13 protein-coding genes, 2 tRNA genes and 1 pseudogene are annotated in these 25874 nt (G+C 41.6%); 14 read left to right on the forward strand and 2 right to left on the reverse strand.

Translation table 11 applies throughout. The features are described 5' to 3' along the window. Positions 1–236 precede the first annotated feature (236 nt). Positions 237–2777 carry a P-loop NTPase family protein gene (locus NPUN_RS06110; protein WP_012407948.1) on the reverse strand — a complete coding sequence of 847 codons (2541 nt, stop codon included), beginning with the start codon at positions 2775–2777 and terminating at the stop codon, positions 237–239. A gap of 952 nt (positions 2778–3729) precedes the next feature. Between NPUN_RS06110 and NPUN_RS06115 the strand changes: the two genes are divergently transcribed. The 13 genes and pseudogenes from NPUN_RS06115 to NPUN_RS06180 all read left to right on the forward strand — a co-directional run bounded on the left by NPUN_RS06115 (position 3730) and on the right by NPUN_RS06180 (position 23994). Beyond that, positions 3730–6558, forward strand: a complete 2829-nt coding sequence (locus tag NPUN_RS06115; protein WP_012407949.1) for a PAS domain S-box protein — start codon at positions 3730–3732, stop codon at positions 6556–6558. Positions 6559–6829: 271 nt separating this feature from the next. After that, on the forward strand, positions 6830–7552 hold the full coding sequence (locus NPUN_RS06120) for a cyclase family protein (protein ID WP_012407950.1): 723 nt from the start codon (positions 6830–6832) through the stop codon (positions 7550–7552). Between the two features lie 343 nt (positions 7553–7895). After that, positions 7896–9392, forward strand: a complete 1497-nt coding sequence (locus tag NPUN_RS06130; protein ID WP_012407951.1) for an aldehyde dehydrogenase family protein — start codon at positions 7896–7898, stop codon at positions 9390–9392. Positions 9393–9560: 168 nt separating this feature from the next. Continuing rightward, a pseudogene (locus tag NPUN_RS06135) lies at positions 9561–9998 on the forward strand (transposase); the annotation flags it as partial. Between the two features lie 705 nt (positions 9999–10703). Continuing rightward, a tRNA-OTHER gene (locus NPUN_RS06140) sits at positions 10704–10773 on the forward strand. Positions 10774–10918: 145 nt separating this feature from the next. After that, positions 10919–11119 carry a hypothetical protein gene (locus NPUN_RS06145; protein ID WP_012407952.1) on the forward strand — a complete coding sequence of 67 codons (201 nt, stop codon included), beginning with the start codon at positions 10919–10921 and terminating at the stop codon, positions 11117–11119. A 494-nt stretch (positions 11120–11613) separates the two neighbouring features. Then, complete coding sequence (locus NPUN_RS06150; protein ID WP_012407953.1) at positions 11614–12336, forward strand: hypothetical protein; 723 nt, start codon at positions 11614–11616, stop codon at positions 12334–12336. 32 nt (positions 12337–12368) lie between these two features. Further along, a tRNA-Phe gene (locus tag NPUN_RS06155) sits at positions 12369–12437 on the forward strand. A gap of 368 nt (positions 12438–12805) precedes the next feature. Further along, the gene (locus tag NPUN_RS06160; protein WP_012407954.1) at positions 12806–14239 is read left to right on the forward strand and encodes a vWA domain-containing protein; all 1434 of its coding nucleotides are present in this window, start codon (positions 12806–12808) and stop codon (positions 14237–14239) included. Positions 14240–15014: 775 nt separating this feature from the next. Continuing rightward, positions 15015–15983, forward strand: coding sequence for a phosphate/phosphite/phosphonate ABC transporter substrate-binding protein (locus NPUN_RS06165; RefSeq protein WP_012407955.1), 969 nt, complete (start codon positions 15015–15017; stop codon positions 15981–15983). 13 nt (positions 15984–15996) lie between these two features. Further along, positions 15997–18726, forward strand: a complete 2730-nt coding sequence (locus NPUN_RS06170; protein ID WP_012407956.1) for a response regulator — start codon at positions 15997–15999, stop codon at positions 18724–18726. Next, positions 18723–20150, forward strand: a complete 1428-nt coding sequence (locus tag NPUN_RS06175) for a hybrid sensor histidine kinase/response regulator (protein WP_012407957.1) — start codon at positions 18723–18725, stop codon at positions 20148–20150. The genes NPUN_RS06170 and NPUN_RS06175 overlap by 4 nt, the downstream gene beginning before the upstream one ends. Positions 20151–20436: 286 nt before the next feature. Beyond that, positions 20437–23994, forward strand: a complete 3558-nt coding sequence (locus NPUN_RS06180) for a leucine-rich repeat domain-containing protein (RefSeq protein ID WP_012407958.1) — start codon at positions 20437–20439, stop codon at positions 23992–23994. A 273-nt stretch (positions 23995–24267) separates the two neighbouring features. Here NPUN_RS06180 and NPUN_RS06185 read toward each other — a convergent pair whose 3' ends face one another. Further along, the gene (locus NPUN_RS06185; protein WP_012407959.1) at positions 24268–24654 is read right to left on the reverse strand and encodes a VOC family protein; all 387 of its coding nucleotides are present in this window, start codon (positions 24652–24654) and stop codon (positions 24268–24270) included. A 372-nt stretch (positions 24655–25026) separates the two neighbouring features. Here NPUN_RS06185 and NPUN_RS06190 point away from each other — a divergent pair, with 372 nt between their 5' ends. Then, positions 25027–25803 (forward strand): dienelactone hydrolase family protein, encoded by a 777-nt coding sequence (locus NPUN_RS06190; protein ID WP_012407960.1) that lies wholly within the window; start codon positions 25027–25029, stop codon positions 25801–25803. Positions 25804–25874: the final 71 nt, after the last annotated feature.

The following is a 25874-nucleotide window of genomic DNA, read 5'->3' on the forward strand; positions in this document are numbered from 1 at the left end:
GGAGCATCCCAATTAGAAAAAATATACAGTACTGATGCAAAAACCCTTTTAAATCTTCTTACCTTTGCGTCCTACCCTGCGGGAAGCCACTTCGTGTCTATGCGTCCTTTGCGGTTCGTTTTCTCATCCTCCTGGGTAAGTTGCAATCCCCTATGTAAATTAAATTTGAGTATTTGGCTTAGGGGAAAGATTACAAGTATTATTGAATAATTTATCCCCTATAACCTATTTTCAAATCACGAAATATCTAAGTAAGAAACAGCAGCGATTTCTGAAAGAATCTGCAACCAAGTAGGAATCGCTATCTCAGGTGGTAAGTCCCCAGCCGCCAAATATCTCAGCAAAGTTTCTTTTTTTGAAAGGTTTTGTAAACTAGGAATAATTTGATCCAAAATGCCTGCTATTTCTGAATTAATTTGCTGATTAACTTCGCTAACATACTGCACAAGATGGAGACTAGCGCTAGCAGTGATTTCATCTCGCAGCCGCAGTACTAAAAGTTGGTGATTGCTCGATCTAGATAAACCTTGGCTTTTTTCTGGTGCCCAGTCAAAGATTTGACCAACGTTGTGTTTCTCGTCTTGACGCGCTAAAGGAAAGATGGTTTCAGGTGCAACTGTTTTATCTTTACTACTGATTTCCGAGATGATTGCTTCCTTCCATTCATTAGGATCGCATCCTAGTAATAATTTGTAAAAGAGATCGGCATCTTCAAAACCAAATTTTTCTTCGATTTCTTGTTCCATATCTGGATGGAAAAATACTTGCAATTGTTCGCGTTCTGGGGCTACATAATTTGACAATTGGTTCAACAAATCCACCACTGCTTGATGAATGCGATCGCGGGCAAAATCTTCTACTTCTTTAACGGTTTTTTCAAATACTGGATAAAAATCATCGCTTTTAGTTGGAAGAGAACTATTTACACGATTTCCTCGATCGAATAATTTCCCTGCTGCACCTTTAGATTCTGCCAGAGCGATCGCTCCATTGTTGGCTTTGTTGAAGAGTAAAGTCCACTGGTTCCAATTGAGGATTCTAAAAGTGAGTTCGTCTTTAACTACATCGCTGACGACAACACCGCGCCGATCTTTAAGTGGTTCTGTCCCTAAATCTTTTTGAAAATTCCTGTAGATTTTATCCAAGCTTTCGACCACAAAGCGCAACTCGATAAAGGCGGGACTGTCTCCTGTAGGGATGCCTTGCTCATGAATCTCATCTATGATGTCCTTCAGGTGATCTTGTTGCTGACTCACAACATCAGCAGCTCTGCGAGTATCTTCATACAGTTGCTTCAGACCATGAGTAGCTACGTGGGTTTGAATTAATTCCCGCAACTTACTAAGTCCCCCATCTTGACCAAAGTAACCTAGTTGCTTCCCTAAATTACTGCGGGGATCGGTCTCTAACAGCCGTTCACTTAATAGCTCCCATTTATCTTGTAGCCGTTTAGAGCGATCTAGGTAATCAGGATAGTCCAAGTTAGCCAAAAAATCTGGTGAGCCTGCTTTGACGGTACTAGAACGTTTTGCTAATTCAGCTAGTCCCAACAGTGGCGACAGTAAAACGATGCGGTCTTTTTGGGTTGTAAAGGCTTCTGCACCATCAATGGTAGTTTGCAGAACTTTGAGTTTTTGGAAAACGGTTTCCTCTTTTAAATGCGGACTATCTTCAATCAGGCGATCAAGTTCTCTTTCGCCACCTTCACTGTCTAGGGGGAGTTGATCGAAACGACCTACACCTACGAGAATTAAATCTTTCAGGTCTTGTCCAGGTCGCTGCTGCTGCATCATGGTAAAGATTTTATTGGCGCGATCGCTACCGGGAGATTTACCATTTAGCAATACCAAAATTGTTTGTACTTCTGCCAGTTCCCGCAGTGACAAAAAGGTATCCCTAGCTCCCGAATTAGCAGCTCCCAATCCTGGAAAGTCGATCAGAATAAATTTAGCTGCACCTGTAAAATCCCAAATTTCCCGTGAGATTTTCACATCGATATCTACGCGACGGATGAGTGGAAAGCTATTCTGCAATAACTTTGTTGGTAGCCTCTGGGGTGGACTTGGTAATCGGATATGCGCTGGCGGTAAATCCTCAAATTTCAGATTTTGGATTGCCATTGGCTGTTCGATCAGTTGTAGCCCCTCACGGGCGGTGGTAGCATCAATCTGGTAGTGCCCACCACACATCACTTCCCCATAAGCTTGATAAGCCCGCAGGAATAATACCAACTCCCGGAGTAAATAACGTAGCTCTAAATTGTTGCTACTATTCCAAGCCTCCTCACACCAGCTAATAATATCTTTGCCAGAGTTGAGTTTTGATACTGGTATCGGAGGAAGTCCTGCTGCTGTCGTGCGTTTATGGGCTTCCCCTAGCATGAAGCGTAGACACTCATGTACCCCTTCGTGAGAAAGATACTCTACAGTGAAATTGCTTAATTGGGTAGTTGCAAAGTCGTCCTGCGGGATGATATGTATTGCGGTAACATTACCTGTAGTGGGGTTTTCACTGACTGGTAAAGCATCTGCATATCCAATTAGACTGCCTAAAAGTAAAGTTTTTCCACTACTGAATTCCCCCATCACCCCAATTTTGACAGGTGAAGTTGCAAGGTCTACAGTTTTCTGGGCAGCTGACCGCAAACGCAGGAGACAGTCATCAAGACTAGCTGGAACCCAATCTTCTTGTTTTGAAGGGTGCTGGGGCACAGAATCTATCTTTCGGAGGATGAATTCGCCGTACTCCTTAAAACGGCCCAGTTTATCTGGTTCCATAAAGTAGTTCCCGCCTAACATGAATTTCTGTGAGCTTTATAACATATAAAATACGATAGCTAGTCATTGTTGCAACGTGTTGATATCACATTTAGCATCTCTCTCATTTAATTTGCGATTTTGGAATGAAGCATTTTGAACGGTCAAGACAATTTTGAAAAATCGGGTTTTTCAAGAAAAGTTGAAAAGGAATTCAGAAGTCAGAATTCAGAAGCTCAGAATTGTAATGTAGATTTTTATACACAGAATTATAGAAAATCCTTAGTATAGATTTGGGCATTAAATCCTTTTAGAGCATTGATTTTAAGAGATTTTCTGAAAAAAATTAGGTGAATATAATTCGTTACTACACAAGCAAAGTTTACTTACACGGAAGACTTAAAAAATCAAAAATTTCAAACCCACTGACGTTGGTTTTGTATTTCGACTCCGCTCAACACAAGTCTGTATAGTCGTGACTTATAGTCGCCAGGACTTTAATTCATGCTGAATTCTTCTTGATAAAAAATCAATATTTATTTGATATGAAATTACCAATTATTATGAATTTCTGATAAAGATGTAATCGCCTCATAGCGACTCATATAGTTTTTGTGAAGTTAAATAAGGTTTTGAGCGATGTGATTACATAGCTAAGATGAACTTAAAGGTAATTTTAAGAATAAACATAGTCAAATAATTTTCCTGATAGATGGATAATTTAAATTTCACCAAAAATCATGAAGTTAATCTTAATGATAACTTCAGCATTTTTTTAATTTATTTACAAGAGAAAAGCAATTGTTGGAGATATAAAAATAAATAAAGTATTAAGATAAAATAACAGGCCGCAATCAAGATGATATCCCTTTATTAACAAATTCTATTTTCAGACATATTACCTTAATAATTTAGGCAGAGCAGGCAGGCAAAAGTGTTTTCCAAAAAGGTGCAGAGCTACATTAACGAAATCATGGTTCAAGAGGAAGTAATACCACAGGATGAAAAAGTATTTTGCCAGCAGGTAGACACTTCTCCTTTGATGATTTGGATGGCTGGATGCAATGCACTTTATTGCTACTTAAATTCAAATTGGCTGGAATTTACTGGAACCCATCTAACAAAAGGCGGGCCTGCATCTGCTCGAGTAGAAGAGATAAGCAAGATCTGGGCTTGTAGCGTCCATCCAGAAGATAGACAACGATGTAAGAATATATACTTAAAAGCATTTGCAACGTATAATTCTTTCCAGAGGCAATATCGCCTGCGTCGGTCTGATGGCAAATATCGCTGGATTTTAGATACGGCTGCGCCACGATTTTCAGCAGATGGCAGCTTTGCGGGTTACATCGGTTATTGTGTGGATGTGACAGAAGTGCGACCTACCCTGAGAGAAAACTGCTCGGCATCTACAAATTCATCTCGTCGTCTTTGCAAATTAACAGAACAAAAACAGGCGGCAAAATTAAAAAAAGCACAAAAGCAACTACAAGCCGAAACTGCAAAACGCCAAGTAGTTGAATCACAGTTACGCCAAAAGACATCGGAATTTACAGCGATTTTGCAAGTGCTTCCTGATTTGTACTTTCGTATCAATGCTGATGGAAGTATTCTGGATTACAAACCAGGAAAGATTGGGAACCAATACATTTCAACAGAAGATTGTCAGGGCAAGAGTTTGCTAGAATGCCTACCGACTGCTATCTGCGATCGCTTCCAGCAAGCAATAACTCAAGTACTAGAAACTCAATCTTCAGTCAGTTTTGAATATACCTTACCGCTCCCACAAGGGAATAATAATTTTGAAGCTAGGTTATTACCATTACCAGACCAGCAAATCATAGTTCTTGTCGGTGACATCAGCGATACAGTACAAACAGCATTAATAGAAAGCGATACCAAATTTCGCACCATTATTGAAAATGCCAATAACGTTATTTTTGCCCTGACACTTGAGGGGATATTTTCTTACGTTTCTCCAAACTGGACTGAAATTTTTGGGCATGAGATTGCAGAGGTTGAAGGCCAATCTTTTATTCCCTTTGTGCATCCTGATGATGTGCCTATTTGTGCAGATTATTTCCAAAGAATTGCGACAACAACCGAAAAGCAAGACGCAATTGAATATCGGGTAAAACACAAAAATGGCAGTTGGCGATGGCATACAAGCAACTCATCTGCTATTAGAGATGCCAATGGTAATATTGTAAACTTCGTTGGTATTTGCTATGACACCACCGATCGCAAACAAGCAGAAGTTGCACTCAGAGAATGTGCCCAACGGGAAGCATTACTCAATCGTCTTTCTAACCAGATTCGAGCTTCGTTGGATCTCAATTATATTGTGGAAACCGCAGTGCGGGAGATCCGTGACTTATTCCAAATTGATCGCTGCGCCTTCTTTTGGTATCGGCAAGAGGCTGAAGTTACTCATTGGGAGAAAGTATACGAAGCGAAAAGTTCCTTTTTACCCTGTCTAGTTGACGAGCAAGAAGCAACTAGTGCAGAAATTGAACTCATCGCCGCCAAAACCTTGAATAGAGAAATTATCCGCATTAATGATGTTGAGACTGTAACCGATTGCACTGCACAGCTATTTTTGCGGGATTTTGGTTTCACTGCTTTTATGTCGCTACCTGTACACACCAAATCTGGCGAAATAGGCACATTTAGCTGTGGTTCTTGTGGTGGCTTCCGGCCTTGGCTAGACAACGAAGTAGAATTACTACAGGCAGTTACAGTGCAAATAGCGATCGCCATTGACCAAGCTAAACTCTACACCCAAAGTCGCATTGCTGCTCAAACTGCCCAAGACAAAGCCCAGCAATTAGAAGCAGCATTACTAGAACTTCAACAGACCCAAACGCAACTGATTCAAACCGAAAAAATGTCCAGTTTGGGACAATTGGTTGCAGGTATTGCCCACGAAATTAATAATCCCGTCAATTTTATCTACGGCAATATTAGCCACGCTCGTGAATATACTAAAGATTTATTGCACTTGGTAGAACTTTATCAACAGAGTTACTGCCCACCAACACGAGAGATTCACCAACAAATCTACAACATAGATTTAGACTTTCTCAAGCAAGATTTGCCTAAAATTCTGGATTCTATGAACATGGGAGCCGAACGCATTCGGCAGATAGTCTTATCTTTACGCAATTTTTCTCGCCTTGATGAAGACGGCACGAAAGCAGTAGATATTCATGAAGGTATTGATAGCACCTTACTGCTGTTGCAAAATCGTTTGAAAGCCAAACTAGGATGTCCCGAAATCCAAGTAATCCGAGACTATGGCAACCTACCACCAGTAGTCTGTCACGCAGGACAGATGAATCAGGTGTTTATGAATTTGTTAGCAAATGCGATCGATGTTTTAGAAGAGTCATTTGTCACTTGTACTGAGCGTAGCCGTACCACTTCGTGGAAGCAAGCTACGCGTAGCGTCTCGCAGAGAAGTATTAGTCACTTGTCATTAGTAAATAACTCTAAACAAAGGACAAATGACCAAGAACAAATGACTTCTCCCCAGATTCGCATTCGCACCCTTATCAAAGAAGACCGTGTAATCATTAGCTTTACCGACAATGGCCCAGGCATGACTGAAGAAGTACGCAAACGCTTATTTGACCCCTTCTTTACTACAAAATCCGTGGGTAAAGGCACGGGTATGGGTTTGTCAATTAGCTACCAAATTGTCGTCCAAAAACACGGCGGACAAATCCAGTGTATTTCAGCACCAGGAGAAGGCGCGGAGTTTATCATCATGATTCCACTACATGAGCAACCTTCAACATAAATACAACTTTAATCTTTTCTTAATCAAAAAGTTAACCTATTGGTTGTTAACTAAGATTAATTCACTTTTTGCTGCAACATTTGAACCCCCCAAAAACCTAAAATTTACAGGAATTGGGGGGATTATTTATACTAATATGGGGAGTTAGAGCTAGAAAGATTACACTTTAATTACTCTGTAATGGTAGTACTATCTTTGCGTCGGCATAGCCCAACCCAGGCGATAGCACCTTTAAAAAAATCCCTGAATACAAGTAAGGTAGAAGGCTGGGATGATACAACCCCAAGGTCAAAATAGTATCACCTACACACGCGTTATTCATCTAAGTCACGTGATTGACATAGATATTCCCCAGTGGCCTGGAGATCCCACAGTAGAATTTGAAACTGTGGCTGAACTAAATAATGATGGCTATTACCTCCGACGTTTAGCCTTGGGGGAACATAGCGCTACCCATATCAACGCTCCTAACAGCTTTCATAGCTATAGTATGGGAATTGACCAATACCCCGCCCAATCTCTGGTTGTACCTGCGGTGGTCATAGATATTCGTCAAGCCACAGCCGTGAATTCTGATTATGCCCTGACTATTGCTGATGTTGTGGCTTGGGAAGAAGAATACGGCGAGATTTCTCAAGGGTGCGTAGTTATACTGAATACTGGTTGGCAAAAAAAGTGGTTTGATAAAAGTGCATTCCTAAATCATGATGCTCAAGGCATTGCTCATTTTCCAGGGTTTGGTAGCGATGTAACTCAATTCTTACTGAAGGAACGGCAAATTGCTGGGGTAGGGATTGATACTCATGGTGTAGACCCAGGACAGGATAACACTTTTGCTACTAATCGCCTGGTATTGGAAAAACCGCGTATTGTTTTAGAAAATCTCACCAATTTGGATCAGTTACCACCCAAAGGTACTACTCTAGCGATCGGGATTCTGCGGTTGCGTGGTGGTTCTGGTTCTCCTGTCGGTGTCTTGGCGTTAGTGCCTTAATTTTTATATCGATATTTGCTTCTCACACCAATTTTTTAAACTTGAGGATAACCTAGAAAGCAAGCAAACTTAGTACAGCTTTGTGTAAAATCTTAGCGTTTTTTAACGCAGAGGAAAGCCTACGAAAAACCTAACCACCTAACCTCTTTCCCGATGTGGGAAGGGGGGAAATTTAAAGTCTCTCTTCTAAAAGGAGAGAGATTTAGAGAGAGGTTTTCCAAATACCGTGAAAAATCAGATAAACGCATAGGTACGAAGAGTTTTGCCTTTAATTCGCTAAGAATTAATGAAATGCTGTACTTAGTACACAAGTTTACTCGATCGTCAGCCGGGGATTTTTAAGATGACAACTCCGCTATCTTGCCGCAATTACATCAATGGTCAATGGTTGAATGCTGTAGGAGAAGCAACTTTAGAAAGTCGCAACCCTGCGGACAAAACCGAAATCGTTGCCACATACCCCCGTTCCCAAGTTAATGATGTAGATACAGCAGTAGCCTCTGCCCGTAAAGCCTACCGCAGTTGGCGCACAGTCCCGGCCCCAGCTAGGGCAGAATACATCTTTCGCGTCGGGGAAATATTACTCCAGCATAAAGAAGAACTTGCCCAGTTAATCAGTCGGGAAATGGGTAAACCTCTGACAGAAGCTAGGGGCGATGTGCAAGAAGGTATTGACTGTGCCTTTTACAGTGCTGGCGAAGGACGGCGACTATTCGGGCAAACTACACCATCGGAAATGTCTAATAAATTCGCCATGACTGTGCGAATGCCTATCGGAGTTTGTGCGTTAATTACTCCCTGGAATTTTCCTGTGGCAATTCCTTGCTGGAAAGCTATGCCAGCTTTGGTATGTGGCAATACAGTCATCCTTAAACCTGCCGAAGATACCTCCGCCTGTGCAACTAAATTGATTGAAATTTTCCAACAAGCAGGTTTGCCACCAGGAGTAATTAACTTGGTGCATGGTGTAGGAGAAGAAGCGGGGAAAGCTTTAGTTGAGCATCCCAATGTAGATTTGGTATCGTTTACTGGTTCTTCAGAAACGGGTGCTTTTGTTGGCGCTACTTGCGGACGCACTCACAAGCGTGTCTGTTTGGAAATGGGTGGTAAAAATGCCCAAATAGTGATGGAAGATGCAGATTTGGAACTTGCCTTAGATGGTGCAGTGTGGGGTGCTTTTGGAACAACTGGTCAACGGTGTACGGCTACCAGCCGCCTGATTTTGCATCGTGATATCAAAGAAAAATTTACCACCATGCTCTATGAGCGTACCAGTAAGTTGCGCTTGGGTGCTGGCAATGATACCGACACAGATATTGGCCCGATTATCAATGAAAAGCAACTTCAACAGGTAAGCAAGTATTTGGATATAGCCCGTGAGGAAGGAGCAAAGGTTTTAATTGGTGGGGAAATTGCCAGTGAAGGCTCATTGAAAAACGGTTACTTCTTTCAACCAACTATTTTGGATCGTGTAACTCCTGATATGCGCGTCGCGCGTGAAGAGATATTTGGGCCAGTAGTGGCATTAATTGAGGTTAGTTCCTTTGAGGAAGCGATCGCAATTCTCAACGATAGCAATTATGGTCTTTCTTCTTCAGTTTACACCCGCGACATCAACCGGGCTTTTACTGCTATGCGCGACATTGAGGCAGGTATCACCTATATTAATGGCCCTACTATCGGCGCAGAGGTACACTTGCCATTTGGTGGTGTAAAACAAACAGGTAACGGACACCGCGAAGCTGGAACTACTGCTTTGGATGTTTTCACAGAATGGAAAAGTGTTTATGTTGACTTCTCTGGAAGTTTACAACGCGCTCAGATAGATAACCGCAGTTAATTTCGCAATACAGCGATTTTCAGTTGAGTAGACTATTTAAAAAAGACCTAACCCCCAGCCCCTTCCCTTGTAGGATACAGCTGGCGAATAGGGGGTCTTACCCCCTAATATGGCTTAGAGCAGCAGGTCAGAAGATACAAAAAGTAGAGTAACTTGTGGTATCTGCATATGACACTGCATCCAAAAAACCAATGGGAAATACCAGAACAAACAGCACAAATAGCGTGTGCGTCATTCCCAAAAGGGAATATGTACATGAAAATGTATGATGAATTAGGAGTGTTATACGCAGATAGAGAGTTTACCATCCTATTCCCAGCCAGATGCGGACAATCAGCAATGTCTCCAGGGAAACTGGCATTAATCACAGTTATGCAATTTGCCGAAGGGTTAACAGATAGACAAGCGGCAGATGCAGTAAGGAGTCGAATAGATTGGAAATATGCACTTGGTTTAGAGCTAACAGATTCAGGATTTGACTGTAGTGTATTGAGCGAGTTTCGCAGTAGATTATGCGAGTATGGTTTAGCGAACAAGTTGTTAGATTTAATGCTGGTTAGGTTTCAAGAGAAAAAACTGATTAAGCACCGAGGAAAGCAGCGAACGCGATATTTTGGACTGGCGAAAACACATTTACAACATATTGCTACTGCTTGTGCTATTAATTTAAGTCGCTTTTTTGCTTGGTCTAACCATGTTACTAAAGCTCGAACTCGCATCAGTTCATTTGCTAGATTAAATATTCATTTTACTTAAATCTTGAAGCCGTTTTTGATCAGAACTTTCTGTCCAAGTACAATTTGCTTGTGCCTTGGTCTTCATTTGTCATGCTCAAAAAGGTGCGGTAGGTATCACACCTTTTTGAGGTTGCCTACTTATTGCTCTGTTATTGTCAGACTGGTTTATCTTGAGGGGTTAGACCCCCTATTCGCCAGCTGCATCCTTGTAGGGAAGGGGAGTAAGGCTTTTAGAAGAGAGAATCTAAATAACACGCATTGGACTACAAAATTTGTAGTATCCCCTTGACATTATGTAGAGTTCGTATTACATTTGTAGTATGAAAAGAAAAGCCTCCTCAAAGGCAAAACTAAAACCTCTCACAAGCTAGACAATTGCATAGATGCCACTGTTTGGGGCCGCGATTGGTGTTCGACTGCTCCGAAGCCAACAAACGGACGGTTGCAGGATTCGGGTTCAATTCCCGACGGCTCCACTAGACTTGACTGCGGTTGAAGTTGTGTAGAGGCTTGGGTCTGTAGCTCTAACGGTAGAGATCCCGGATGTCACTTGTGCCCTAATAGAAAAAGCTTACATACTTGCTCAATGGTAGAGCGATCGTATCTTAACGATAAGTGCAGGTTCAATTCCTGCGGTGTTACCACAGCTTTTTCAACTCGCATGAGGTGTGAGTGTAACTCTCACAGGGAGGGTATCGGTTCAATCCCGATCAGATCCACTAATACGAATTCGTAATGACGCTCCTGCGTCGCTAACGTAATTCGTAATTAAAACAAGAGGTGATTGCAATGGTTCATATTCGATTTGAAGGACGTTCTGTTGATGTCCCAAAAACCCAATTGGGAATTGCAGCAGGGATGAATGATGTGGCAGTGAAAGAGCGCGTTGCTCGACATTTAGATGTGAATAGCGATCGCCTTTCTGCTTACGTAATCGATCGCCGTCCTAGTGGCGATCTGATCGTCCGTCCTGAAGCTGTCTATGGTTAAATTTCCTAGTCATCCGTGCCCTAACAGAAGAAGCATACATACACATTGATAACGGCCCTAAGGTAGTAAAGTTCGAGTGATCGGACTAAGCGAAGCATGATTTCTAAGTCTCTTGCAGATTTAGCGTGCGTGCCCACTGCCAATATTTGGTAAGAGCGGCCGTAGCTGTAAAAAGCTTCTTGAACTTGTACGGAATGATTTAAGACTTAATTCCGCGCCCTAACTTGTAAAGTCTACACACTATCCGGCAACGGATCGCAGGTACCCTACGGGAACGCTACGCGAACGATTCCTGTCGCTCCCTTTGATGGGAGCGTAGCCAAATTGGTATAGGCAATTGTGAAAACTGCTTTGCTAACTTGTGCGGAATTTCAATTATTTAAATTGTATTTATCTATAACCTTTACTCAATACAGAGGTGAGTTCAATGATGTTAGCTAACTCATGTTTAATGACAACTCAATTAGAAAAACTGCATTTAAACAACGTGAGATATGAGCGAACATCGTTTGAGCGAGATTGTGATTGAGCGTCCTCGCGGTGGCAGGAGAATTAGCCTCAAAAAGGTGACTGGCTTTAAGAAGCAATTATACAAAATCACCCAGGATGCAATTCAGGATGGATTGTTGAATCCCTACCTGATTAAACCAATAAATAAATCTAAGTATCTTTCAGACCATCTCGGCCCTCTGCGTCGGTTTTTGCGATCGCAAGTCGGACAGCCTTGGAATGACGTTTACAGTCAACTGTTTCAACGACTAGATCCCAGCACAATGGCAGGACAGCATGTTATCGGTCATGTGTGGGACTACGTTGAACGGCATGTGGAAATAATTGATGGTGGTTTTTACAGCAAGCCTTATCAAGGGTATCGAAATCAGCTAAATACAAGCCATCGCGATCGTTTCTATATTCATCCTGAAACCGGAATTCTTTGTGCAGTCGAGACAGTGCCTCGAAAGCAAAAGCAAAAGCAGGAACAAACTGATATTGTCATCATTGATAATTATCATCAATACCAGAAGCTAAACGAGATTTGGTATTTCATTACCTTTGAAGATTTGCCATCGCCACCCATTCATTATGTGACGGATGCTGTCAAAGGTATAATTCATCGTTCTGAGGCATATAGAGGTCGAATGATTTACGCTGTTAGGAAACAGCAGTGTAACAAGAAAGAAATTCGATTTATTTTAAATCAACTTTCTAAAACCTAAAATTTTCACTTCGTGCCCTAACTGAAAAAGCTTACATACTAGCCGAATGGTAAGGCACTTGACTGAAGATCAAGCAACTACGGGTTCAAATCCCGTGTGTGAATCAACAGCTTTTTCGACTTGCACGAAGCGATATTATTTCATTTCAATATGGAGGTGAGTCCGATGAAAAAGATTAATTCTTTCAACATCGAGCCTGAAGATAATTGCCAATACCCCAGCAAAAGAAACTGGTAGTCGCAATAGCGGCAGATATGATGGCAGCTTATGCAGCTACTACTTTTAGGGAGTAGTACCAACGATTTCGATACATTACATCAAAACTGGCAGTTGTTGCCGTGCCCCGATCGCAGAAGCTTACATAACTCTGCACAAGTTATACACAATGCTTCTACAACTTGCGCGGTGACTTGATCGCCCCGCGTGCAACATCTGCCTCCTCATCCATCACAACTAGAGGAGGTTCATAATGAATACCGCAGAACGTGACCTGCGTTTGGAAATGCTCAACAGTTTGCTCACAACTCCTCACCGCAAGCTTGAGCAAGTCGCAGAAATTCATCAGTTAATTGTGGAACTCGATCCCATATTCTACGGACATTTGGCAGTTTGGTATCAGCGTCATGGTGATGTCCGCGACCACAAGGAAGTATTTGTTGCTCATTTGTTAACTAGCAATTTGACTGAACACCGAGATGCTGGATTTATGATGCTGCAAGAGTTTCCACCCTATCAGGTAGCTCGTGTGGTGGACTTCATGAAGCAGCAGCAGAATAAACTGCCTCGTTCCGCCCGGACTGCGGTACGGCGTTACTTGAAAGTACGGGAGAGCAATCCGGCTCTGTTCGATCGCGCCGCTTTGCGAGGTCGTAAGGCTATGAAGCACTTATATGCTTCACTGCATATCAAGCCAAATGAACGGGCAAATGCGATTCTGTTTGGCGATACGCCTCCAGAGGGTTCTTTAGCAAATGTGCTGAAGCAGCTTGCGAAGGCTGAAAATGCCGCAGAGCAGGCACGGCTGATTGTGGAGTTCAACATTCCCTACACGATCGCAATTGGTGCGATCAAGCAACTTACACCAGTTGTATTGGTGGCGTTAATCAACAGCATGAGTCCTCAAGAAGCGATCAACAACCTCAAGTCTCTCCAGACTAGAGGTGCAATGGATCACCCACAAGTCAAGAAGTTGATTGATTCCAAACTAGAAGCAGCGTCTAAGAGTGGGCGTGTCTCAGCATTCAAAGCACAGATTGCCACAGACGCAGGAGATTTTGACGCAGACACCGTTGCCCAACTGGAAAAGGTGACAAATGAACAGGTGAAACGGCGTGGTGCGATCGCTCGTCCAACTGCTTTATTAGTAGACAAGTCTGGTTCAATGGAAAATGCGATCGCGATCGGTAAGCAACTCGCTGCCCTCATCTCTGGTATCACTAAGGCAGAACTGTTTGTCTACGCCTTCGACACCATTCCTTACGCTGTTACGGCAAAGGGCAAGGAGTTGACCGACTGGGAGCGTGCCTTCCAGCACATCAATGCAGGCGGTGGTACTAGCATCGGCTGTGCATTGGAAGCAATGCGGCGGAAAAAGCAGGTGGTTGACCAGATAATTTTGGTGACGGATGAGGGCGAAAATGCTGCTCCTTATTTCGGTGAAGTCTACAAGAACTACTGCCGGGAGTTGGCGATAATGCCCAATGTGGTGATTGTCCGTGTGGGTACTCATTACAACTGGGTGGAAAGTCAATTGAAGCAGCAGCAAGCACCTGTAGATACGTTCACTTTTGCAGGAGACTACTACAGTTTGCCGAACATCGTCCCACTCCTGACGCGCCCCTCTCGTCTAGATTTGCTGATGGAGATTTTGGATATGCCGTTGCCTGTGCGGACTGATAAGTGAGGTTAGAATATGGCATTGCTTATTGTTAAGTCCGATGAGCAATGCTAATTCAATAGCTAACACCTAAAATGAAAAGTTTACTTTTATTAGAAATTTTAATAAATTGCTTGAAACAGATGACCAGGCAATTGAGAATTTCATTGCTATTATTTACTGCTATAGAACCCATTTGGAATCTATAAATGTGCCAGCCGTTTGAGCATTAGCCTGATGAAACAAAGATTGAGGTTGGCAGTGGCATGGCCTAAAGTTCTCTCAAAGTTTTTCACCAAACTCTTACAACGTTCCATCCAAAACAAGGGTTTCAAGTTGGCTTATATTTTTAAAAATTGTATTATAGTATACGTTACATTTGCTTAAGACAGTAATTCCTATTAGGCGATCTCAATCTTATTGAAGAAGAATTCAGAAGCCATAATTCAGCAATCTTGACTTTATGTTTGCTTGTTTTGAGATGGCAAGAATAATTAACGCCTTCAGAGACAAGGAATCAAGACGATTTGCCAACCGAATCGCATAATGACTTCCCCACTTCCCAGTAGTGTGAAAAACACTGAGTGATCGCTAATTTAATTTGGGTACTGAGTGCTGTGGGACGTGTAGCCAGTGCTGAGTAAAAAATACTAGTCTATAATCCCCAATTCCTCTTTCATCTGTTCTGGTGTATATAGTTCATGATGGCTATTTACTTTTCAAGTGGGAGAACTTACACCATTTTGGGATTAATAAATGTGAAACCTCTCTGAAGAGAACAGGCTCCAAAAGGATAAAAACCATGCACCAGCAACTTTTTTGTAAAGTTGTAACCAATATTCTTGGTAGAAAGACTGCTTTTTTTACCTCAGTATTAGCGATCGCCATATTTGGCATGGCCTGTACTCCAACTCGTGAAAGTTCATCTGCAACTCAACCAAACACTGCTCAGTCGCCTGCTAGCACTAACAGTCAAGCTGGAGAAGAACAAGGAACCATTACAATGGCGGTGATTCCCTGGCAGGTTTCAGCCGAACAAGAAAAGAAACTCCAACCTTTGGCTGACTATTTGTCTAAGGCACTAAAACGACCCTTTAAATTTGAAATTACTAAGGACTACACAACAGCAGTTGATTTCTTAGTCACAGGAAAAGTTGATCTTGCCTACCTTGGGCCCAGTAGCTATATCGAAGCTCATCTTCGCGATCCGAAGATTGAGCCACTCGTTTCACCAATTAATCAAGAGACGAAACGACCTTGGTACACATCTGTAATTATTGTCAGCAGAAATAGTAGAATCAAAACTCTACAAGACTTAAAGGGCAAGCGATTTGCTTTTGTGAGTAAGTTATCGACTTCTGGATTTGTGGCACCAATGGCTTACTTTCAGCAAATTGGTATCAATCCAGAAAGAGACTTTGCGAAAGTGGTTTTCTCTGGTAGCCATGATAAATCAAAGCAAGCTTTAGTGAATGGGGAAGTAGATGCGATCGCGGATGATCGGCGTTCATATACTGAGCAAGTCAAAGAAAAGAAGATTGACTCAACAAAATACACAATTATCTGGGAATCTGTTCCACTTCCTAGCGTACCTCTTGCTGCTTCTAGTAAAGTTTCCGTCGAATTGAAAGATGCTTTGAAAAAAGCCCTAATTGACGCACCAGTGAATCTTGTAGACCCATCAGGCAGTATTGGAGTTGGCTATACTTTGGTGCAAGACGGAGATTACGACATCGTTAGAGAGTTGCAAAAGCGAGTTTCCAGCAAATGAGGCTAATCAAGATATGCGGATAACGACCAAATGTATTGGATCGTCTGCGATCGTTCTGGGATTGGTTGCCTCTACCCAAATTGGAGGCGACCTTTTTATCAGGCAAGCAGAACAAAAAGCACAGGATACTCAGGCAAAAAATACTCAGGCTTTGACGACTATTCTGCAAATAAACGTCTCTTTGAATAACGAAGTAGCCGCGCTGAAAGACATGATCTTGCTCAGACGCGATGCTTCCAATCTGGTGAAATATCAGGAAGCTCTATCTGGATTTACTAAAAATCTGGCTGAGTTAAAAAATTTAAAGCCAGAGATAAATTCAGAGTTAGTCAAGATCAGCGATCGCCATAGCTTGCTTGCCAATCTAATAATCGAATTAACTAATCAATCTAACACAGAGAAACCCTTAGAATTAGCTGAATCTCAACAGGATTTTCGAGTCATTAATGCTTTTTCTCGGGATATTGAACTTTACTTAAAGTTATTAACCCAGAAGCTTCAGCAACAGGATAGCTTCGCAAAGCAAGAGTTTAATAACTTTAAACAGACTACTCAACTTGCCAGACAAATTCTGCTTTTGTCCATTCTCGTAGTTTTTGTAGGTCAGTTATTGCTGATCCTTTTACCAGTAATTCGCTCGATTCAAAAGCTACAACAGGGAGCAGCAAAAATTGGAGATGGAAATCTAGAATACCGCCTGAATATTCAAACCGAAGACGAAATTCAAGAACTCGCAGAAGCTTTTAACCGAATGGCAGGCACTCTAGCTGAGTCCTATCGCTCTCTAGAGTTAAAAAAAGAGCTTGCTGATACAGCAAATCGTGCCAAAAGTGAGTTCTTAGCTAACATGAGCCATGAGTTACGAACTCCTCTTAACGGTATCCTGGGTTATGCTCAAATTCTCCAACGAGATAAAACTTTAACTGATAAACAGCAAGACGGCTTAAGAATTATTCACCAGTGCGGTTCACACCTATTAACATTAATTAACGACATTCTAGATTTATCCAAAATAGAAGCCCAGAGAATGGAACTTTACAAAAGCGACTTTCATTTTCCGGCTTTTCTCCAGAGTGTAGTAGAAATTTGTCGCATTCGTGCTGACCAAAAAGGCATTTCATTCATTTACCAACCAACTTCAGAATTACCTATTGGCGTTTGGGCAGATGAAAAGCGATTGCGGCAGGTCTTAATTAATCTACTAGGTAATGCCATTAAATTTACCGAAAAAGGAGGAGTGAGATTTACTATTAGCTCTGTAGACCAATTGTTAACCAATGAAAGTAACCAAAAACCAATTCATAAAATTCGGTTTCAAATCATCGATACAGGAATTGGCATGAGTCAAGAACAGGTAGCGAAAATATTCTTACCATTTGAGCAAGTCGGAGAAGTTAAAAAGCAATCAGAAGGTACTGGATTAGGTTTAGCTATTAGTCAGCGAATTGTGCAACTAATGGATAGTACAATCCAAGTAAAAAGTGAAATAGGTCAGGGCAGCACTTTTTGGATTGACTTGGATTTGCAAGAATCAGTGGATTGGATGCAATCAGCTAGAGTCATTTCTGCTGGCAAAATTGTCGGAATCGCCACTGGTAAGCGCAGAATTTTGATTGTAGATGATAGGTGGGAAAACCGTTCTGTTGTGATGAATCTATTAGATGAAATTGGATTTGAAATTATAGAGGCCAGTGACGGTCAAGAAGGCTTAGATAAAGCTATGCAATTTCTACCGGACTTAATCATTACAGATTTAACAATGCCCGTAATGGATGGCTTTGAATTAACGCGTCGCCTCCGCCAGCAACAAGAGTTTCAGGATTTGACCATCATAGTTTCATCTGCCAGCGTATTTGAATCTGACCAACACAAAAGTTTAGGAGTTGGTGCAGACGATTTTCTACCGAAACCTGTACACGCTGATGATTTACTTCAGAAGTTAGAAAAATATTTACAACTTGAATGGGTTTATGAAACTGTACCGGAGAAATCTGTAAATGAAACACAAAATACTATCCATAGCCCAAGTAGCTCTGTCGTAACTGCTGAAAGTACAATTGTTGGGATTACTGGCAATAAGCGAAAAATCTTGATTGTAGATGATAATTTGGAAAACCGTTCTATTGTTGTCAATTTATTAGGGGATCTTGGTTTTGAAATAACGGAGGCAATTAATGGTCAAGACGGCTTAGATAAAGCAGTCGAGTTAAAACCTGATTTAATTATCACTGACTTGTCGATGCCAGTCATGAATGGCTTAGAAATGATCCGTCAGTTGCGTGTGTTGCCATTTGAGAATTTACCAATAATTGTTTCATCTGCCAGTGTATTTGAATCTGACCAGCATGAGAGTTTAGAGGGAGGTGGCAACGATTTTCTGCCTAAACCAGTGCAAGCAAATGAATTGTTTCAGAAGTTACAGAAACACTTGCAATTTGAATGGATTTATGATGTTATCCAGAGTCAAGAAGGAGTTAAGGAAAACCAAAATCTAAAAGTTACTTCTGCTGATTCTCTGGTATCAGACACTTGCTTAATTTCTCCACCACCTGAAGAAATCGAGAAACTATTTGAGTTGGCGATGAGAGGTAATATCAAAGGCATTCGAGAGCAAGCCCAAAAGTTGAAACTTTTGGATGATAAATTTATACTATTTGCCGAACAATTAGAGCAACTTGCTAAAAGCTTTCAAATTGAAAAAATTAGGGAATTTATCCAACAATATCGAGGAGAAGAACAATGAATATACCTGTTCTGGAGACAGGGGTAATTTTGATTGTGGATGATAATCCCAATAATTTGGAAGTACTATCTGAAACATTAATGGATACAGGTTGGGAGATATTGATTGCTGTAAATGGTGAAGGTGCGATCGCTCAAGCTGAATACGCTTGTCCTGATATCATACTTTTAGATGTAATGATGCCTGGAATTGACGGATTTACAGCCTGCCAGCGTTTAAAGTCAAATCCTGTAACCTGTGATATCCCCATAATTTTTATGACAGCTCTTTCTGAAACTGTCGATAAAGTAAAGGGTTTGAGTTTGGGAGCAGTGGATTACATTACTAAACCGTTTGAGCATGAAGAAGTACTAGCTCGTATCAAGACACATCTACAAATCCGTAATCTAACTAAGCAACTGCAAACTCATAATCAGCAACTTCAACAAGAAATAGCCGACCGTCTTGCAGTCGAAACCAAGTTACAAAAGCTGACTCAGGAGTTAGAGCAAAGGGTAGAAGAACGTACTTTTCAACTATCTCAAGCACTTCATAATTTTCAACAAGCTCAGGTTCGTCTGCTACAGCAAGAAAAGATGTCAACCCTTGGTGAGTTAGTTGCTGGAATTGCTCATGAAATTAACAATCCAGTCAACTTCATTTTAGGAAATCTTAATCACGCCTCTGAATATACCCAAAACTTTATTGATTTGTTTCAACTTTATCAACAATATTATCCTAATCCCGAAGTAGAAATTCAGCAAAAAATAGATGAAATTGATCTTGATTTCTTAATGCAAGATTCTCCGCAAATTATGTCGTCTATGTACAAAGGAACAAAGCGCCTAGCACAGATGATTCATTCGCTTAGGCATTTTTCACGTCGGGATGATTCAGTTGTACAACCTATAGATATTCATGAAGGTATTGATAGCACGCTATTAATTTTACAATATCGCTTAAAAGCGAATTCAGAACGTTCCGAAATTCAGATTATTAAACATTATGGAACTTTGCCACCTGTAGAATGTTTTCCAGGCCCACTGAATCAAGTTTTTATGAATCTCCTTGCTAATGCAATAGATGCTATAGAGGAGTCATTTATTACTAACACAAACTTTTCCAAAATTGCATCAAGTAGTGTTCATTTGTTATCGGTAGAAGACAACGGAAAAATCACGATTCGCACTGCTCTACATAAACAAGGCTCAGTTGTAGTAATTAAAATTGCTGATAATGGCATCGGCATGACAGAAGAAGTCAAACAACGGTTATCTGAACCAATGTTTACTACCAAACCTGTAGGAAAAGGCACAGGGTTAGGTTTATCTATAAGTCGGCAAATTATTGAGGAAAAACATGGTGGGACTCTCTCTTTTGTATCTGAGCCGGGGAAAGGCACAGAATTTTGTATTGAAATTCCTGTACTAAGTCAAAAAGCATAAATAACTAGGCAGTTACAAAACAGTCTAATCAACGTCGAAATGCAGCGCGATCGCTAATAATTATCTTCAGTAAAAAATACATTTTTTACTGAAGATAAAGTATAAACATATAAAAAAGTCCTGCCTACTCTGTACAGATATAGCTATAAACCAGATTTAAATATATGATATGCGATCGCCACATCTCAATGCCCGATCGCCAAAAAATGATAATCTAGCATTTTTCCCTAATCAGTTAAGATAATCTTCATCAATCTTCTTTCCTTTTACCCTTCTCCTTGGAATTATGACGCAGAAAGAGTTATTGCAACTGATAGATCGTGCCGTGGCTGAGGGTTGGCGAGAGTTAGACTTGTCGGGGCAAGAGTTGACTGAGTTACCTGTGGAAATTGGTAAGTTGCAGCAGCTTGAGTCTTTGATTTTGGGAAAGAAGGTTGAAGGTTATGAACGAGTAGGAGACCACTTTCTCGAAAAGGTTTCGGGCAACAATTTAAAAACGCTTCCACTGGAACTATTGGGTTTGCCTAATTTGCGTAAGTTGGATATTAGTGGCAATCCTTTAGAGAGCATTCCCGATGTGGTAACGCAAATACTGCATTTAGAGGAACTTATCTTAATTCGAGTAGAGCTAACTGAAATACCTGATGCGATCGCTAATTTAACCAATCTGACGCAGCTTATCCTCAGTTACAACCAAATAACCCAGATTCCAGAGGCGATCGCTAAATTAAGCAATCTGACTGTGCTTATCTTCAGTGACAACAAAATAACCCAGATTCCAGAGGCGATCGCTAATTTAACCAATCTGACGCGACTTAACCTCAGTTCCAACCAAATAACCCAGATTCCAGAGGTGATCGCTAAATTAACCAATCTGACGCTGCTTTACCTCAGTGGCAATCAAATTACTGAGATACCAGAGGCGATCGCGCAATTAACCAATCTGACGCTGCTTGACCTCAGTGACAACAAAATAACCGAGATTCCAGAGGCGATCACGCAATCAACCAATCTGACGGTGCTTGACCTCAGTAGCAACCAAATTACTAAGATACCAGAGGCGATCGCACAATTAACCAATCTGAAGCTGCTTTACCTCAGTGACAACCAAATTACTGAGATACCAGAGGCGCTCGCTAATTTAACCAATCTGATGCAGCTTCACCTCAGTAGCAACCAAATTACTGAGATACCAGAGGCGCTCGCTAATTTAACCAATCTGACGCAGCTTTACCTCAGTGGCAACCAAATTACCGAGATTCCAGAGGCGCTCGCTAATTTACCCAATCTGACGCGGCTTTACCTCTATAGCAACCAAATTACTGAGATACCAGAGGCGCTCGCTAATTTAACCAATCTGATCCAACTTGTCCTCTTTTCCAACCAAATTGCCGAGATTCCAGAGACGCTCGCTAATTTAACCAATCTGATCCAACTTGTCCTCTTTTCCAACCAAATTGCCGAGATTCCAGAGACGCTCGCTAAATTAACCAATCTGACGCGGCTTGACCTCAGATTCAACCAAATAACCCAGATTCCAAAGGTGATCGCTAATTTAACCAATCTGACAGAACTTCACCTCAGTAGTAACCAAATAACCCAGATTCCAGAGGCGCTCGCTAATTTAACCAATCTGACACAGCTTTACTTCAGTTCCAACCAAATAACCCAGATTCCAGGGGCGATCGCTAAGTTAACCAATTTGACGCAGCTTGACCTCAGTGGCAACCAAATTACCGAGATTCCAGAGGCGATTGAAAGTTTGTCGAAATTGGAAAAACTAGATTTACGGGGAAATCCGCTTCCTATTTCACCAGAGATTTTAGGATCTTCTGATGATGTTGGTTCAGTTGAAGATATTTTCAATTACTTGCAATTACTCCGTAGCGGTGAAGTGCGTCCACTCAACGAAGCCAAACTCTTGCTCATCGGACAAGGCAGCGTCGGCAAAACATCTCTCATCAAGCGACTAATCCGCAATGAATATGATGAGAAACAACCCCAAACCGACGGACTCAATGTAGAAACTTGGAACGTGCAGGTCAATAGCAAAGACATCCGCCTGAATGTTTGGGACTTTGGCGGACAGGAAATTTATCATGCCACTCATCAGTTTTTTCTAACTAAGCGCAGCCTCTATCTCTTAGTCTGTAATTGTCGCACCAGCGAAGAAGAAAACCGCATCGAATATTGGCTGAAACTAATCGAAAGCTTCGGCGGAGAGTCCCCCGTGATTATCGTTGGCAACAAAAAAGACGAACAACCCTTGGACATAAACCGCAAGGCATTACGCGAAAAATATCCTAACATCCAAGAGATTATCGAAACCTCCTGCCAAGATAATATCGGCATTGATGAACTTCGCACCGCCATTTTCCAGCAAGTCGGCAACCTCAAAGAAGTCTACGATCTTCTACCCCTGACATGGTTTGAGGTTAAACAACAACTCGAATCCATGCCCCAAGACTTCATCAGCTACAACCGCTACATCGGCATCTGCCACGAAAACAAAATTCCTGAAGAACAAAACCAAGATCAACTCATCGATCTCCTCCATCGGCTTGGCTTAGTTCTCAACTTCCGCGAGCATCCCATCCTCAAAAATACCAACGTCCTCAAACCCAACTGGGTGACAGAAGGCATTTACGCGCTCCTGAGCGATGAAACCCTTAAAACTAAAACCAAAGGTATTTTCACCCCTGCCGATCTCACCCGCATCCTCAATTCAGAGCGCTACCCGACCGAACGTCATGGTTATCTGATCGAACTAATGAAGGAATTCGAGCTTGGCTTTGCACTAGAATGTCAGCCACCACAATTTCTGATTGCGGGACTTCTGCCTAAAGACCAACCAGACAAAACAGAACTCCACGGCGAAACCCTGGAATTTCAATACCATTACAAAGTTCTCCCCGAAAGCATCATCTCCCGCTTCATCGTCAAAACCCACGAAAAAATTCATAACCAAATCTATTGGCGCAGTGGCGTAATGCTGCAATATCAAGAAAACAACGAAATCTACAACATTGCTCGGATCAAAGCCGATCCCGAAGACAAAAAAATCTTCATCACTATTAGCGAACGCCAAGAAACCCGCCGCTTATTTCTCGGCATCCTCCGCGATGTCTTCCAAAAAATCCACAAAAGTCTCCCCAATCTCGAAATCACCGAATGGGTTCCCGTCCCCAACCATCCCAAACATCCACCCCTCGACTACCAAGAACTCCTCGGACTCGAATCAATGGGTGAAAGTACAGTCATCATCGGCAAACTAAAATTAAAACTCGATTTGCGTCAACTACTTGATGGGTATGAAGATATAAGAACTCGACAAAGACAACAAATAGACAAAGGAATTATTGAACCATTCCCCATTAAGGAAAAAATTATGTCCGAAAGTATCAGAAACCAAATATTTGTTAGCTACAGTCATCAAGATGCAAAATGGTTAGCAGAACTGCAAAAACAACTAAAACCCTATATTCGTGCAGAAGGTTTGATCGTTTGGGATGACACCAAAATCAAACCTGGCGCAGAATGGAAAGCCGAGATTGAAAAAGCATTAGCCACGGCTAAGATTGCTATCCTGCTAGTCAGCCCTAACTTTATAGCCTCTGATTTCATCGACAGACATGAACTTCCCCCCTTACTCAACGCAGCCGAACAAGAGGGATTAACAATTATCTGGATTCCAATTAGTGCAAGCTCATATAGAAAAACCGAGATCGAAAAATACCAAGCTGCTCACCCTTCAAATAAACCCCTCGACAGTCTAAGTAAGGGAGAACGTAACCAAGCTTGGGTGAAAATTTGCGAAGAAGTCGAAGAGGCAATAAATTCATAAAATAGAACTTATGTCAACATTAACCAAATTCAACTTAAATGTTATAGAAATAGGGAACAAAGTAGACACAGAACTAAAGCTTCCCTCTGGTAAATAGACTTTTATAACTTCAGGGGCGATCGCAAATTCAAGCTTCACAGCTATTAAACAACAAACAAGCGATCGCTATTCATCAATAAATTTTAGGCATAATATCAAGGATTCAGTGGTCTACAATCAGTGGGGGCTTGTACCCACCACTGATTGCAATTTTTAATTAATAATTTTTAATTTTTAATTGGAGCAAAGCGACTTGACGAACTCTGCGATCTCTATACGATTTCCACCAGGATCGCGGATGAAAAACCGCACACATCCTGGTAGTGGTCGTTGATCGGGAATAATTTCTACTCCATACTCTTTTAGGTGGTTTTCAAAGGTGTTCAAGTCATCGACTTGGAAACAAAAATGTCTTCTAGATAGTTGGTTATTGGCATTTTTCTCTCTACTAACGTGCAATTCAATGTTTCCCACCTGATACCAGGCTCCTGAATCGTTTTTGACCGCATCAGGTCTGGGAATTTCAGTTAATCCCAAAATTCTGCTGTAGAAAGATAGCATTGCATCCTCTACCTCAAGAGAATAAGTTGCCTGAATATGATGAACTGCTTTGAGCGCCATTTTCACTCTCCTGTTGGGATCTCTCAGAATTTAGGGGACAGAAAAAAGTTATTCCTTATTCCCGGTCTGACTTTTCACGTTATGTGGAAAAGTCCACCAAAAACCTTACCCCCTAATCCCCCGACGTAGGAAGGGGGAAAATTCAAAGTCTCTCTCCTAAAAGGAGAGAGATTTAGAGAGAGGTTTTCCAGATGCCGTGAAAAGTCAGATTCCCGGTAAGCTATTTCCTTCTTAAATAAGGACTTGCCTTTGAACATTGTTTATGAAATACTACTCTATAAACTACGGTAAGTCGGTAAAGTTTAAGTATTTTTGTACAAAACTTACCACAAACCATTTCGTTCTCAAAGTAATTACAGGCTAATCCCTAAGATGACAAACACAGAAATTCGCACCACTCAAGTTAAAGTCCCTAACGGGGATTTGCAAATCGATGCTTACTTAGCGGAACCGGCACAAAAAGGAACCTTCCCAGCCGTTATCGTGATTCAGGAAATTTTTGGGGTTAACATTCACATTCGAGAAGTTGCTGAGAAATTTGCCAAAGAAGGCTATGTTGCGATGTCTACGACGGGCTACGCCTACGCACCGACTTTATTTCAACGCACTGCTCCTGGTTTTGAGGGTGGATACACCCCTGAAGATGTCCAGCAAGGAAGAGGGTATAAGGAACAGACAACAGCCGAGGAAATATTGAGTGATATTAAGGCTGCGATCGCTTATTTAAAAAACTTACCAAATGTGCAAGGAGATGCGATCGGCTCTATTGGTTTCTGCTTTGGTGGTCACGTAGTTTATCTAGCTGCCACTTTACCAGATATTAAAGTTACAGCTTCCTTCTATGGTGGCGGTATTCCCAACTCAACTCCCGGCGGTGGAGAACCAACCATCACCCGCACTCCTGATATCAAGGGTCCCATTTACGCCTTCTTTGGCCTTGACGATCAAGGAATTCCGTTAGAGCAAACGGAACAGATTGAGGCTGAATTGAAGAAAAATCAGATTACCCATGCTATATTTCGCTATTCTGGTGCAGGACATGGCTTTTTCTGCAACCATCGCTCTAGCTACAATGCCGAAGCTGCTGCCGATGCTTGGAAAAACGTTCAAGAACTTTTCCAAAAGAACCTTCAGCTTCAAAAAGTTTAAATCTTTGGGTTAAGAGTAATGTATGTTTGACGGCTTTATGTGGTGTTCGCCTAACAATCTGAGTCAAAAAA

This window comes from Nostoc punctiforme PCC 73102, from assembly GCF_000020025.1.
Taxonomy (GTDB): Bacteria; Cyanobacteriota; Cyanobacteriia; order Cyanobacteriales; family Nostocaceae; genus Nostoc; species Nostoc punctiforme.

Excerpts from the sequence above, each read along its gene's own strand:
- NPUN_RS06150 (WP_012407953.1), top strand. The coding sequence starts at position 11,614 with ATGAGCGAACATCGTTTGAGCGAGATTGTGATTGAGCGTCCTCGCGGT.
- NPUN_RS06170 (WP_012407956.1), top strand. The coding sequence starts at position 15,997 with ATGCGGATAACGACCAAATGTATTGGATCGTCTGCGATCGTTCTGGGA.
- NPUN_RS06115 (WP_012407949.1), top strand. The coding sequence starts at position 3,730 with ATGGTTCAAGAGGAAGTAATACCACAGGATGAAAAAGTATTTTGCCAG.
- NPUN_RS06185 (WP_012407959.1), bottom strand. The coding sequence starts at position 24,654 with ATGGCGCTCAAAGCAGTTCATCATATTCAGGCAACTTATTCTCTTGAG.
- NPUN_RS06180 (WP_012407958.1), top strand. The coding sequence starts at position 20,437 with ATGACGCAGAAAGAGTTATTGCAACTGATAGATCGTGCCGTGGCTGAG.
- NPUN_RS06120 (WP_012407950.1), top strand. The coding sequence starts at position 6,830 with ATGATACAACCCCAAGGTCAAAATAGTATCACCTACACACGCGTTATT.
- NPUN_RS06130 (WP_012407951.1), top strand. The coding sequence starts at position 7,896 with ATGACAACTCCGCTATCTTGCCGCAATTACATCAATGGTCAATGGTTG.
- NPUN_RS06165 (WP_012407955.1), top strand. The coding sequence starts at position 15,015 with ATGCACCAGCAACTTTTTTGTAAAGTTGTAACCAATATTCTTGGTAGA.
- NPUN_RS06160 (WP_012407954.1), top strand. The coding sequence starts at position 12,806 with ATGAATACCGCAGAACGTGACCTGCGTTTGGAAATGCTCAACAGTTTG.
- NPUN_RS06110 (WP_012407948.1), bottom strand. The coding sequence starts at position 2,777 with ATGGAACCAGATAAACTGGGCCGTTTTAAGGAGTACGGCGAATTCATC.
- NPUN_RS06190 (WP_012407960.1), top strand. The coding sequence starts at position 25,027 with ATGACAAACACAGAAATTCGCACCACTCAAGTTAAAGTCCCTAACGGG.
- NPUN_RS06145 (WP_012407952.1), top strand. The coding sequence starts at position 10,919 with ATGGTTCATATTCGATTTGAAGGACGTTCTGTTGATGTCCCAAAAACC.
- NPUN_RS06175 (WP_012407957.1), top strand. The coding sequence starts at position 18,723 with ATGAATATACCTGTTCTGGAGACAGGGGTAATTTTGATTGTGGATGAT.